The sequence below is a fragment of the Pseudarthrobacter sp. AL07 genome (assembly GCF_029960665.1).
Taxonomy (GTDB): Bacteria; Actinomycetota; Actinomycetes; order Actinomycetales; family Micrococcaceae; genus Arthrobacter.
Map to the genome: position 1 here is coordinate 193,860 of NZ_JASBRB010000001.1, position 12,422 is coordinate 206,281.

At 61.9% G+C, this 12,422-nt stretch carries 12 protein-coding genes; 5 read left to right on the forward strand and 7 right to left on the reverse strand.

What is annotated here, in order from left to right:
* Window positions 1-45: 45 nt before the first annotated feature.
* Window positions 46-909: a glucose-1-phosphate thymidylyltransferase RfbA gene (rfbA, locus tag QK290_RS00880; protein ID WP_282328879.1), complete on the reverse strand. Its 864-nt coding sequence runs from the start codon at window positions 907-909 to the stop codon at window positions 46-48.
* 84 nt (window positions 910-993) lie between these two features.
* Between rfbA and QK290_RS00885 the strand changes: the two genes are divergently transcribed.
* On the forward strand, window positions 994-2,076 hold the full coding sequence (locus QK290_RS00885; protein ID WP_282328880.1) for an acyltransferase: 1,083 nt from the start codon (window positions 994-996) through the stop codon (window positions 2,074-2,076).
* Window positions 2,077-2,318: 242 nt separating this feature from the next.
* Here QK290_RS00885 and QK290_RS00890 read toward each other — a convergent pair whose 3' ends face one another.
* Genes QK290_RS00890 through QK290_RS00910 form a run of 5 tightly spaced genes read right to left on the reverse strand, consistent with a single transcriptional unit; the run spans window position 2,319 to window position 6,439 of the window.
* On the reverse strand, window positions 2,319-3,218 hold the full coding sequence (locus QK290_RS00890) for a glycosyltransferase (RefSeq protein ID WP_282328881.1): 900 nt from the start codon (window positions 3,216-3,218) through the stop codon (window positions 2,319-2,321).
* Between the two features lie 12 nt (window positions 3,219-3,230).
* Window positions 3,231-4,325, reverse strand: a complete 1,095-nt coding sequence (locus tag QK290_RS00895) for an NAD-dependent epimerase/dehydratase family protein (RefSeq protein WP_282328882.1) — start codon at window positions 4,323-4,325, stop codon at window positions 3,231-3,233.
* Between the two features lie 25 nt (window positions 4,326-4,350).
* Window positions 4,351-5,238, reverse strand: a complete 888-nt coding sequence (locus tag QK290_RS00900; RefSeq protein WP_282328883.1) for a glycosyltransferase — start codon at window positions 5,236-5,238, stop codon at window positions 4,351-4,353.
* A gap of 3 nt (window positions 5,239-5,241) precedes the next feature.
* On the reverse strand, window positions 5,242-5,685 hold the full coding sequence (locus QK290_RS00905) for a DUF2304 domain-containing protein (protein ID WP_282328884.1): 444 nt from the start codon (window positions 5,683-5,685) through the stop codon (window positions 5,242-5,244).
* Window positions 5,686-5,689: 4 nt separating this feature from the next.
* Window positions 5,690-6,439: a glycosyltransferase family 2 protein gene (locus tag QK290_RS00910; RefSeq protein WP_282328885.1), complete on the reverse strand. Its 750-nt coding sequence runs from the start codon at window positions 6,437-6,439 to the stop codon at window positions 5,690-5,692.
* 198 nt (window positions 6,440-6,637) lie between these two features.
* Between QK290_RS00910 and QK290_RS00915 the strand changes: the two genes are divergently transcribed.
* The 4 genes from QK290_RS00915 (at window position 6,638) to QK290_RS00930 (ending at window position 10,925) form a co-directional block, all read left to right on the forward strand.
* Window positions 6,638-7,408 (forward strand): glycosyltransferase, encoded by a 771-nt coding sequence (locus QK290_RS00915; protein ID WP_282328886.1) that lies wholly within the window; start codon window positions 6,638-6,640, stop codon window positions 7,406-7,408.
* 84 nt (window positions 7,409-7,492) lie between these two features.
* A complete protein-coding gene (gene rfbB / locus QK290_RS00920; protein ID WP_282328887.1) occupies window positions 7,493-8,491 on the forward strand; it encodes a dTDP-glucose 4,6-dehydratase in 999 nt (332 codons plus the stop codon).
* A 3-nt stretch (window positions 8,492-8,494) separates the two neighbouring features.
* Complete coding sequence (locus QK290_RS00925) at window positions 8,495-9,919, forward strand: bifunctional dTDP-4-dehydrorhamnose 3,5-epimerase family protein/NAD(P)-dependent oxidoreductase (protein ID WP_282328888.1); 1,425 nt, start codon at window positions 8,495-8,497, stop codon at window positions 9,917-9,919.
* A gap of 13 nt (window positions 9,920-9,932) precedes the next feature.
* Window positions 9,933-10,925 (forward strand): glycosyltransferase, encoded by a 993-nt coding sequence (locus QK290_RS00930; protein ID WP_282328889.1) that lies wholly within the window; start codon window positions 9,933-9,935, stop codon window positions 10,923-10,925.
* A gap of 91 nt (window positions 10,926-11,016) precedes the next feature.
* On the opposite strand, the gene QK290_RS00935 is transcribed toward QK290_RS00930, so the two are convergent.
* Window positions 11,017-12,279, reverse strand: a complete 1,263-nt coding sequence (locus tag QK290_RS00935) for a polysaccharide biosynthesis C-terminal domain-containing protein (RefSeq protein WP_282328890.1) — start codon at window positions 12,277-12,279, stop codon at window positions 11,017-11,019.
* Window positions 12,280-12,422: the final 143 nt, after the last annotated feature.

The following is a 12,422-nucleotide window of genomic DNA, read 5'->3' on the forward strand; positions in this document are numbered from 1 at the left end:
TCGAAAATACGACGGCGGTAGTCCCGCCAACTGGCCGGAGATGCCCTAGTTCTCCAAGAGACCCAGAAGGTAGCTTCCGTAGCCGCTCTTGACCAGCGGTTCTGCACGTTCGCGAAGTTCGCTATCGGTCAGGAAACCCTGGCGCCAGGCGATTTCCTCGGGGGCGCCGATCTTCAGCCCCTGCCGATTTTCAACCGTGCGGATGAAGTTCGAAGCGTCGCTGAGGTCGTTGAACGTTCCGGTGTCCAGCCACGCGGTGCCGCGGGGGAGGATCTCCACCTGGAGATCCCCGCGCTGCAGGTAGGCGCGGTTCACGTCCGTGATCTCGAGCTCGCCGCGCGGGGAGGGCTTCAGGTTCCGGGCAGTTTCGATGACGTCATTGTCATAGAAATACAGTCCCGGAACGGCGTAGTGGCTGCGCGGCTTTTCCGGTTTCTCCTCAAGGGAGAGGGCTTTGCCTTCGTCGTCGAACTCAACCACACCGTAGGCCTTCGGGTCACTGACCCAATAACCGAAGACCGCACCGCCCTTGATGTCGGCGTGGCGCCGGAGCTGGGTGCCCATGCCCTGGCCGTAGAAGATGTTATCGCCAAGCACCAGGGCAACCGTTTCGTCGCCGATGTGGTCCGCGCCAAGGATAAACGCCTGCGCCAGTCCGTCAGGAGAAGGCTGCTGCACATACGTAAGGTTGATGCCGAACTGGGACCCGTCGCCGAGCAGTCGTTTGAACTGATCTGCGTCGTGAGGAGTGGTAATGATCAGAATGTCGCGAATGCCAGCGAGAATCAAAGTGGAGAGCGGATAGTAGATCATCGGCTTGTCGTAAACAGGAACGAGCTGCTTGCTGATGCCAAGAGTAATCGGGTGCAGCCGGGACCCAGTTCCGCCGGCCAAAATAATTCCACGCATGCTCCCCATCCTCCCGTACCAAAGGCCGAGACTCCAAACGCTGTAGAATGGACCGTCTGCCGACACTCATAAGAAAGCAAACGTTTGAGCACTCTTACTCTGAAACCGAAGGCCGTGCCGGCGCCTCGACTGGGGCGGGCGCTAGACCCGAGGGCAAACAGCCTCAACCTTATACGGCTTGTTCTGGCGTTCGCGGTGCTGTTCGCTCACAGCTGGCACATCGTCGGTGCCGGTAATGGACCGACCTTCAAGGGCGAGAACCTGGGAGGGTGGGCCGTCGCAGGGTTCTTCGGCATCAGCGGCTACCTGATCACGGCCAGCAGGTTCAGTAACCGGATCGGCCCCTATCTCGTTCACCGGGTTGCGAGGATCTTCCCGGCCTTTATCGTGTGCCTCGCAATGATGGCGTTTGTGTTCGCTCCGATCGCCTATTTTGTTCAGCGCGGCAACCTGCTGGGGTTCATGTCCACGCCAACCACGCCGCTGAACTCGGTCTTCGCGAACCTGTCCCTCCGGATTGTGAGCTACGACATCGCGGGCACGCCTGCGGGGGTACCCTATCCTGCCGCCTGGAATGGTTCCCTATGGACGCTGTATTTCGAGTTCATGTGCTACTTGCTGGTGGCCTTCCTTGGTTTCCTGCCGATCGTGAGCAAGACGCCGTGGCCGGTGATTGCCGCGTTTGCGGTTAGCGTTGTCCTCTGGGCGAACGTTGGATTCCTCAAGCCGTATATGCAGTCCAACCAGGACTTTGAACTGGCGGTCCGGCTGATCCCGTATTTTCTGGGCGGCGCTGTTGTTCAGGTGCTCAGCTCGCGTCTTGGTGTCCATAGAGTGGCCGGGCCTGTAGCTGTCGCCATCGCCGCCGCGCTGATCTTGTGGGTTCCCGGGTTCGGAGGTCAACTCGCGGCTCCGTTTATTGCCTACGGGCTGCTTTGGATTTCCGCCTGGTTGCCGCAGCCTGGCCTTGTCGCAAAGAATGACATCTCCTATGGCGCGTACATTTACGCGTTTCCCGTCCAGCAGCTTCTGGCTGTCTTCGGCGCCTACCACTGGGGCGTATGGTGGTTCACCATCATTGCGACCCTGTGCACCATTCCGCTGGCCGTTGCCAGCTGGTTGTTCATTGAACGCCCCGTAATGCGGCGGGCGAAGAAGAGTGTCTAGCGCTTCCTATGTTGCGACGAGACGTAGGAGCCCGTCCTTTGGCTCCCGTATCGCGGAGAGTCTTGCCCCGCCCAGCGTACGTGCTCTTCCGGGCAGATCGACTTTGGGAAGGCCGGTGACCTGTCCCAAACGTACTTCTGCCGCGGTTCTCCCAACCACCAAATACATCGACCGACCGAGCCAGCCGGAAGCCAAGCATTGTTGCTTCCAGCTCAGCGTGCTCGCTTAGCGCTTCACTATAGCTAGCTGACGCGGCGTTTGCCGGCCCGTCCCGCGAGGCCGTCTGCGATCCCGGCGGCGGCGGCGGCCAGGCGTTCAAACCGGTGTGGGGCCAGCAGAGTCACGATGACAAGGTGCCGGTAGTCTGCCATGAGGCCCTTCGCGGCCCACAAGACGTGACGGCGACCGTACTTCCTTGCTAAAAGGATGCGGTTTCTGAACAGGTAGTAGTATCGCCATGAGGCCGCGGTCCTCACTTTGATCGGCAGTCCCCGGAACGCCAGGTCCGCACCGAACACGCGGGCCGGCGTCATACTTCCCAGGGAGTGGTCCAAGGCGGCCGATGGTGCGATGACGGTCTTGAACCCCGCGGACTGGCACCGCAGGAAATACTCAGTGTCGACTCCGTCGATGAACAGATCGCTCTGGAGTGTACCCAGTTCCTCAAGGACGGCAACGGGCAGAAGCAGCCCCGACTGGATAGGCTCGCCCCCCAGCTGCACGCCGTTCACCACGCCGGACCGCCGGGTCGGAAGCCCCCTGATGGTCGCAGGGGCGACCATGCCGACCCTGACTCCGGCCTGTTCAGCGGCCAGTGCCGCTTCCTCCAATGCGGCGACGTAGTCGCCGTCGAGCAGGCTGTCCTGATCCATGGTGAGGATAAAGGACGGCCGGTTCCCGGACGCCAGCTCCAGGGCAATTCCCGCGTTTAGAGCCGCAGCGATACCCGAGTTAGTCGCGAGCCGCTCGACGATGCAGCCCATATCCTGTAACTGGCGCAGCACGGGCGCAGGGTCCTGCGAACTGCCGTCGTCGACGACCACCACACGGCGGACCTGGGTCAGCAGTGCCGCGGCGTTGGCCAGGACGCGCTCGTCGGCATTGAACAGACTGACTACGGCAGTGGTTGCGTTGGACGTCATTTGCTCTCCGGATCAGGCAGGATTGACGCCTGGCTGCGCGTCAATCCACGTGGCCAGCTGTTCGATTCCCTGGGCCAGGTTGTACTTCGGTGTCCAGCCCAGCACTTTTTCGGCGGCGGTGATGTCAGCCCATGCGTGCCGCACATCGCCCTGCCTGTACTGGCCCGTCACGTGCGATTCAGGTGCCTTGTAGTGCTCCGCGATCAGCTTGGCTGCGGTGCCGATGGTCTGGAACTCGCCTGAGCCGATGTCCATCGGTTCGCCCTGGACAGTGGGGGAGACAGCGCCGGCGACAATCGCGGAGGCGACATCGTCGATCAGGATGAAGTCGCGGCGCACTTCGCCGTCCTCATACAGGGGGATGGACTTGCCGCCCATGGCCATCCGGCAAAAGAGGCTCATGATGCCCGTGTACGGGTTGATCAGGGACTGGCCCGGACCGTAGACGTTTTGCAGGCGCAGAATCGCCGTCTCCACGCCGTAGGACTTGGCCCAGGCTTGCAGGACATGCTCCTGCGCGAGCTTGGTGGCACCATATACGCTCACCGGCGCCGGGAACGTCTCCGACGCTTTCATGGCGACGGGTGAGGCGCCGGGAAAGTCCCATTGTGCCTTGTCGAGGGTTTCGCTCGTTCGCTGGCCCGGGTAGAAGACCCGCCCGTCGGCATCCTGCCAGGCGCCCTCGCCGTACACTGCGCGGCTTGACGACAACACAATCCGGCGCGGCAGCTTACCGTGCCGGTTAAGGCCATCCAGGAGCTGGGAGGTTCCGACGACGTTGACGTGCGTGTGCCGAGTGGACTCTTCCAAGGACTGGCCAGTTCCGGTTTCGGCGGCCAGGTGGATTACGACGTCGGGGGTAACGTCCTCGAGGACGGTGTCCCAGGTCTTCGCTTCAGTCACGTCCGCAACAACCAATTCGGCAGCGGGGTTCAACCGAACGGGACGCTCTCCCGTGGCATGGATCTGTCGGTGGAGATTGTCGACGACAACGACGCGGTCGAACTCGTCTACCAGTGCGTCGGAGATCGCACAGCCGATGAATCCGGCGCCGCCCGTGACGAGGACGGTGCCTCCAGGACGGGCGGAAATTGAAGAGGAAGTCACTTGGGACCTTTCGTTGCTAACGGCGTTACTTGCCGAAGGTGTGGCGGACCAGCGCCTTTACGGCAGCAGAGTTCTTGCTCAACATTGCTTTGGGCAGCAGGGACGCGGCGTGCGCACGCGACGTGAACCTCAGCCGTGCTGAACGGGCAGCCCTGTTCCATCCCAGTTCCCGGGCCTGTGCGGCGGAAACGGTGAAATATTCACGTTCCCCGGCGAACCTGGAGCCATCGACAAGTTTGGTGGACGAGGCACTTTTTGAGTGCCTGCGGTATTGGAAGCAGACGGTCGGCTCAATCAGGAGCTGGTCACCGTTGTAAATCATGTCCATGATCAGGGCGAGGTCCTGGATGATGGGGAACCCGTCCCGGAAGTCCACCTGGCGGATCTTGTCTGACCGGAAGGCCAGCGATGGCCAGTAGAGCCAGTCCCCGTGCATCAGGTTGGACGCAATGGCCTCGCCGGAAACCAGTTGACGTCCGCCGCCCCGGGGTTTGATCAGCTTCTGCTTCACAGTGTCCACGAGGGTGACCACGACGTGGCCGGCCTCGTCTATGACCTGGACACCGGGCTGGATCAAGGCAGCATCGGGATACCGCGTGTGGGCATCGAGGATGGTGGAGACGTAATTCGGTAGGAAGACGTCATCGCACCCGAGGATCACCAGGACTTCCTCGGTGGACAAGGCCACACAGGTCCGGTAGTTTTCCGTGATTCCCGCGTTCTGTTCCTTCCGGATGTACTTGACGCGGGGATCGGTAATCCCGGCCATGAAGTCCTTGATCTCGCGGCCAGGGAAGGCGTCGTCCACGACGGTGAGGAGCCAGTCATCGCTGTCCTGGGCCAGGACACTGTTGACGGTTTCCTTCATGTAATCCGGATCGCCCCAGTAGGGAATGAAAATATCCAGCGGCATATGTTAATCCGAACCTTTTTGTTGTGAATCGGGCTTCACCGCGTGGGACCCGGCGGTGTCTGGGGTTGTTGCCCTCGGGTCGGACTGCAACGGTGAATCGCTGCTGGCGGGTGCGCTGAGAGCCTCTACCTGGACGCGCAGGATTGCCACTTCCTCGGCGAGGGTCCGCGTCTCATCTTCGACAACGGAGATTTCCCACGATAGATGCAGGCAGACGCCAAGCAGCATGAGGATGCTCATTGCGAAGAGAAGGTTGGAAGGCAGCTGTACGCCGACAAACTCCGCCACAACATTCAGTAGCCGGGGGAAGGCCGCCAGTACAAGGGTGGCAACGCCAACAACTAGCCACAGGACAGCGTACTTTTCCCGGAGTTTCTTCCGGCGGAGCATTTCGACGACCAGGCCAACGATGGCCAGGGCAAGCAAGAAGGCTGCAATGTTTCCCATACCTTCAGGCTCCTGATGCTTGCGGAGTTGGGACGGCCAGGTGGGACCGTTTCCGGGTCAGGGCGAACAACAGGGCGAACACCGATCTGCCGAGGTATATGGCGGCCTTGGTCGGATTGTGGCTGGGCTTTCCGCCCTGCCGGGCCCGCATTTCGACGGGCACCTGCGTAACAGTGCATCCGGAACGGATGGCCACCACCAGGGAGTCGATGGTGTCACCCAGGTATTCGGCCGGATAGTGGTCAAGGTATTGGTCCATGGCACGTACGTTGGCGGCGCGGAACCCGCTGGTCACGTCGGTAAGGCGGGTTTTTGCCAACCCGGAAATAACTTTGGCCAGCAGTTGCATGGCCCATTTCCGCGGGCCAGTGACCTTGTAGTCTCCGCGGTCCGCGAAGCGCGCGCCGATTGAGATGTCGGCGTGGGCAAGACCTGCAAGGACTTCGTCGATGCTCCGCGGATCGTGCTGGCCGTCGGAATCCACCTGGATCACCTGGCGGTAGCCACTTCGGCGTGCGTACTTGAAGCCCGCCCGCATGGCGCCGCCCACGCCAAGGTTGAAGGGCAGATTTAGCACAGTTGCCCCGGCCTCGGCGGCAACAGCTGCGGTGTTGTCAGAGGACCCGTCGTTGACGACGAGGACGTCGTACCTGGAGTCTGCGTTCAGTACTTCCCGCACAGTATTGCCGACGGCTTCCGATTCATTCCAGGCAGGCATGATCACGAGAACGCGCGGCTTGGGGGTGAATTGCATGATGTCCAAACTATATCAATCCGCGATTCGGGTCGGCGACGACATAGCCGCGCGGCGCGGAGGGGACCGCGACGATCGGCGCAGTCGGCGCTGAAGGACGCTGCGCACTGGGACCCAAACCGGAGCCTAGGATGGGATGAGCGCTCCGGACGTCAGCCGCTGAGCCCCAGACTATCTCGCGAAGGCGGAAGGAGCAGATTGATAACCGATTTCACAGGCGTCCCAGAACCCATAAGCAGCCGGGAAACCAGGGCCAGTGTCTGCCTCGCCAGCTACCGCGGCGGGCGCTATATAACAGAACAGCTCGAGTCCATCCTCACCCAACTAGGCCCGGACGATGAGCTGGTGATCGTGGACGACGCTTCACCGGACAACACTGTCGAGCAGATCAGGACCTTCGAAGACGGGCGGATCCGGCTGATAGAGGCGGCTGTGAACCAGGGGTACGTACGATCATTCGAGCAAGCCGCTCTTGCCGCAAGGGGAAAGTACATTCTGCTCGCCGACCAGGATGATGTCTGGGTGCCGGGCCGGCTTGAGCTGATGATTGGTGCCCTGCAGGGATCAATGGTGGTGGCAACCAACTTCGACGTGCTTGGAGGCGGCCCCCGTCCGAACATCCCGCGGCTCCGGGACAAGGACAGCCGACGGCATGCCGCAAACATCCTCGGCATCCTGGTGGGATACCGGGCCTATTACGGCTGCGGCATGGGATTCCGACGGGACATGCTGCCAGTGTTTTCGCCCGTTCCCCGCTACCTGAACGAGTCCCATGACCTGTGGCTGGCTATATGCGGCAACCTGGCAGGCTCCATACAGCACCTGGACGAGTCAACACTGTTGCGCAGGATCCACGATGACAACGCCACACCCAGGGGCTGGCGTTCGCTGTCTGTGATCTTCCGTGCCCGCGTCATCCTGCTCCGCTGCATCGCACGGGCATGGCGCCGCCTTCGACAGCCATCCTGATCAGAGCCCTCCTGGTACGAACCGACCCGACCAGGACGGATGGCGCAAATTCGAACGGGATGACTCAACCGGTAAGCTGGCTGAATGCAAAATCTCCTTGTCACCGGCGGTGCTGGCTTCATCGGTTCCAATTTTGTCCACTACATCCTTGAGAACACTGAGGATCACGTCACGGTCCTGGATAAGCTGACGTACGCAGGCAATAGGGAGTCCCTAAGCGGTCTTCCGGAGGAGCGCTTCCGCTTCGTGCAGGGCGACATCTGTGACTCTGCGCTCGTTGACGGTCTCGTGGCCGACGCCGATGTGGTGGTTCATTATGCGGCTGAGTCGCACAACGATAACTCCCTGCATGATCCCCGTCCGTTCCTGGATACAAATATCATCGGTACGTACACGCTGATCGAGGCTGCGCGGAAGCATAATAAGCGCTTCCATCACATCTCCACGGACGAAGTGTACGGTGACCTGGAGCTCGATGACCCGGTGCGGTTTACCGAGGACACGCCGTATAATCCGTCCAGCCCGTATTCCTCCACGAAGGCTGGTTCGGACCTGCTGGTCCGCGCCTGGGTACGTTCCTTCGGGCTGCAGGCGACCATTAGCAACTGCTCGAACAACTACGGCCCGTACCAGCATGTGGAGAAGTTCATCCCGCGCCAGATCACCAACGTGATCGACGGGATCCGGCCCAAGCTCTACGGCAAGGGCGAGAACGTCCGCGACTGGATCCACGCCAACGACCATTCCTCGGCCGTGCTGGCCATCATCGCCGAAGGTCGGATAGGCGAGACCTACCTGATCGGCGCCGACGGCGAAAAGGACAACAAGGACGTCGTCGAACTCATCCTCAAGCACATGGGCCAGTCCCCGGACGCCTACGACCATGTCGTGGACCGCCCGGGCCACGACCTGCGCTACGCCATCGACTCCGCCAAGCTCCGCGACGAGCTCGGCTGGGAACCGAAGTTCTCCAACTTCGACGCCGGCATCGAGGACACCATCGCCTGGTACCGCGAGAACGAAAACTGGTGGCGGCCGCAGAAGGCCCAGACCGAATCCAAGTACAAGGAACAGGGCCAGTAGACGATGTCGATCGAGTTCTCCAAAAAGCTGACTGCGCACGAAACCCCGATCCCCGGCGTCGTCCTCTATGACCTTCCGGTCCACGGTGACAACCGGGGCTGGTTCAAGGAAAACTGGCAGCGGGAAAAGATGGTGGCCCTGGGGCTGCCGGCCTTCCGGCCCGTACAGAACAACATTTCGTTCAACGAAAAGGCCGGCACCACCCGCGGGATTCATGCTGAACCGTGGGACAAGTTCATCTCGGTCGCAACGGGCAAGATTTTCGGTGCCTGGGTGGACCTGCGCGAAGGACCCTCGTTCGGTGCCGTCTTCACCGCCGAACTCGATCCGAGCCAGGCAATCTTCATTCCCCGCGGCGTGGGCAACGCCTTCCAGACGCTGGAAGACAACACCGCCTACACCTACCTCGTCAACGACCACTGGTCCGCCGATGCCCAGGGGCAGTACACGTTCCTGAACCTCGCAGACGAAACGGCCGCTATTTCGTGGCCCGTTCCGCTCGAAGAGGCAGAACTTTCCGACAAGGACAAGGCCCATCCCCGCCTTGCGGACGTCGTGCCTATGCCGGCAAAGAAGATCCTTGTGGTCGGTGCCGACGGACAGTTGGGCAAGGCACTGCGGGAACTGTACGACGGCGACGTGACCGTCGAGTTCGCCGGCCGGGCCGGATTCGACCTGGCCAGTGAGGCCTCCTTCGCGGAACGGAACTGGAAGAACTACTCGACGATCATCAACTCTGCCGCCTACACCGCCGTTGACACCGCGGAAACCGCGGAGGGCCGCGCCGCCGCCTGGGAGGTCAACGTTGCTGCGGTGGCCCGGCTGGCCCGAACCGCCGTCGAGCATGACCTCACCCTGGTGCACGTTTCCTCGGACTACGTCTTCGACGGTGTCCGAGAGAGCCACGACGAGGGCGAACCGTTCACTCCGCTGGGTGTCTATGGCCAGACAAAGGCGGCCGGCGACGCCGTCGTAAGTGTCGTTCCGCGCCACTACATCGTCCGCACCAGCTGGGTCATCGGAGAAGGCAACAACTTCGTCCGCACCATGGCATCCCTTGCCGGCCGCGGCATCGAGCCGTCTGTCGTCAATGACCAGATTGGCCGGCTCAGCTTCACCCAGGACATCGCGGCGGGCATCCAGCACCTGCTCGATTCCGGCGCGGACTACGGCACCTATAACCTCAGCAACGACGGCGAGCCGCAGTCCTGGGCGGACATCGCCGCGGACGTGTACGAGCTTTCCGGCCGTCCGAGGTCTGCCGTCACCGGCGTGAGCACCGAAGACTATTTCAGGGGCAAAGCTGCCGCACCGCGGCCGCTGAACAGCGCCCTGGACCTGGGCAAGATCAAGAACTCGGGCTTCAAACCACGTCCGGCCCGGGACGTGCTGGAAACGTATCTCGGACAGCGGACGGCCGCGGAATAGGGCGGACCGACCCATGCAGTACGACTCCGGCACGTTCGGCGTGGTCGCCCTGGCGGCGTACCAGCCGGACTGGGAACTCTTCCGGGCCCAGCTGAAATCAATCCAGAACCAGACGCACGCACATTTCCAGTGCCTCATCTCGGCCGACGGCGGTTTCGCCGACGTCCGGAACTTTGTGGCCGGGGAACTTGGCGGCGACGAACGGTTCCGCGTGATCGGCTTTGAGGAGAGACTGGGGTTCTACGGCAACTTCGAACGCGTCCTTGAGCATGTCCCCGCGGACGCAAAGTGGGTGGCACTATCGGACCAGGATGACACTTGGTACCCGTCGAAGCTCGAAACGCTTATGCCCCACCTGGCGGATGTCAGCCTGGTGGCGGCGCAGGCGCGTGTCGTCCGGCTACCCGGGAACGAGGTGGTGACGGCATCGACGCAGCGGAAGAACGTTTCGCTGGATGCCTTGCTGGCCCAGAACCAGGTGACCGGTAGTCTGTCCGTGTTCAGGCCTGAACTGCTGGACCTGGCTCTTCCCTTTCCTCGTCTGAACACCATCTCGCAGGTGCATGACCACTGGCTGGCCGTCTGCGCCAAAGCGACCGGCGGTGCGCTCGTGGTCGACGACGTTGTCCAGGACTACGTACAGCACGGCGGCAACGTCCTTGGTGAGGTCGGCGGCAGGAAAAGCCTCGCGAAGTCTTTTGAGCACGTGACCAACCTGTCCCGGAAATTCCAGGGCAGCAGCAGGCCACTCGCCATGCTCAGGACGGCCAATGATCTGAGCTTCGGCTGGCGCCGCGTGATGGCGGATGCCCTGAGGACACGTGTGGCCGCCGGCACTCCCGGCCTGGACGGCGGCGTGGCCGCTTTTGAAACAGGCCACGGCTGGGTGCCCACCTCGCGCGCGCTGGTGTCAGGGCTGCGCAGCGGCGACATTGCTTTGCCGTGTTTCGTGGAATTTGTGGCCGGCGTTCCGGTTGAACTGTTCGTCAAGGGGCGCCGGAAGTAGCTGACCCGCGGCTGGGCATGGCGCCGTGGCGGCCCAAAGCTGAGTCTATTTCCGGTAGTCTGCCGCAGTCATACCTGCCCCGGGGGCCTGGCTAGGGCAGTGGGTCCGCGGCCGGAACGGGCGGGTGAACTAGATGCTTGAGGCTGTCGCGGACCACCATGATCTGGTAGCCGGCAACCACGAGTTCGGCGAGGCCGACAGCCCAGGCTACGCCGGGGGCGCCGAACATGACGCCGAGGACAAACATCATCGGAACATTGAAGGCGGCCCCGATTGCCGTCGATTTGGCCAGGGCAGCTCCCTTGCCGAGCGGGATGAGACAGGCCAGGCCCACGACCTGCGCCACGATGACTCCGGCAAGAATAAGTCCGAACGGGATACTGAGGCTGTAGTCGATCGTGATGACTCCGCTGGAGAACAGCGGGCTCGCCCAGGGGGTGAGGACTGCCAAAAGGATTCCGGCAACCAAACCAACGAACGGGGCAAGCCTGGCGACGGTACGGATCCTGTCGGAACTCCGGGCTGGCCCGGCTTCCGGAATCCAGCCCTGGATGACCTGGAGGACAGGCCCGAAACCGGCGACCGCAAAGCGGAAGAACTTGTCCGCCAACGCGTATTGGGGGAGTGCGGCCGCAACCACTTGGCCTACCGCAAGCATCGGCAGGTTGCTGTTGAGACTCCCTGTTCCCGCTGCAATCACGCCGTATTTCTGGTCGCGCAGGCGCTTCATCGCGGGGACGATGCGAAGATCTGCTTTCACTGTATGCCCAGCGCCTGAGAGGGCGCCGGTGGCGCCGATGACGACTGCCAGCAGGTTAAAAGCCAGAAGCGACAGCACAAATATGATGGGCTGCGGAAAGAACTGGATCAGCACGACGCCCGCCACGGTGCCCAGACCCTGGGGAAGCACGTCGAAAAGGAAGAGCTTCCATGGCTTGACCTGCCCGATAAAGAACCACGAGGCGCCGACGAAGGGCAGGATGTAGGCCACGGAAGCCAGCGCCGCCACTGGGGGATCGACTTTTCCCATAAGCAGCACAACCAAAAACATCACTGGCAGAGCTAGTAGGAATAGATAGACGCGGCTCACCAGGGAATCGAGGAACATTTGGGGCCGCTCCGCTTCGGGCAATGAGGCCACGAGGGCAGCCCCGACGGTACCCCAACCGAAGGCGACAGCAATCCCGAATATTGCCGCTGTTGCCTGAGCCAACGCCAGCTCTCCCCATGTCTCCTTGCCCAACGTAAAAATAACGAAGGGGATAGCGAGCAGGTTTACGACAGTTGAGAACACGAGGGAAGTTGCGAAGCCACCAAAACGGCGCAACAAAGCAGGTGCAGCTTTCGAAGCCACTCAAGATCTCCGATCCTATGGGTCCAAGCATGTCGCCCATGCGAGTCGGCATTTAGGCCAGACTGAATCCTACCTCGAGCGATGCGCCGCCCCGGAACCGTGCCACCCTGCAGGGCATGGCAGTCTCAGCAAGTTTGATCCCA

What these genes read in the sequence shown, in the direction of transcription:
- rfbA (WP_282328879.1), bottom strand. Translation starts at nt 909, where the DNA reads ATGCGTGGAATTATTTTGGCCGGCGGAACTGGGTCCCGGCTGCACCCG.
- QK290_RS00890 (WP_282328881.1), bottom strand. Translation starts at nt 3,218, where the DNA reads ATGACGTCCAACGCAACCACTGCCGTAGTCAGTCTGTTCAATGCCGAC.
- QK290_RS00900 (WP_282328883.1), bottom strand. Translation starts at nt 5,238, where the DNA reads ATGCCGCTGGATATTTTCATTCCCTACTGGGGCGATCCGGATTACATG.
- QK290_RS00905 (WP_282328884.1), bottom strand. Translation starts at nt 5,685, where the DNA reads ATGGGAAACATTGCAGCCTTCTTGCTTGCCCTGGCCATCGTTGGCCTG.
- QK290_RS00910 (WP_282328885.1), bottom strand. Translation starts at nt 6,439, where the DNA reads ATGCAATTCACCCCCAAGCCGCGCGTTCTCGTGATCATGCCTGCCTGG.
- rfbB (WP_282328887.1), top strand. Translation starts at nt 7,493, where the DNA reads ATGCAAAATCTCCTTGTCACCGGCGGTGCTGGCTTCATCGGTTCCAAT.
- QK290_RS00925 (WP_282328888.1), top strand. Translation starts at nt 8,495, where the DNA reads ATGTCGATCGAGTTCTCCAAAAAGCTGACTGCGCACGAAACCCCGATC.
- QK290_RS00930 (WP_282328889.1), top strand. Translation starts at nt 9,933, where the DNA reads ATGCAGTACGACTCCGGCACGTTCGGCGTGGTCGCCCTGGCGGCGTAC.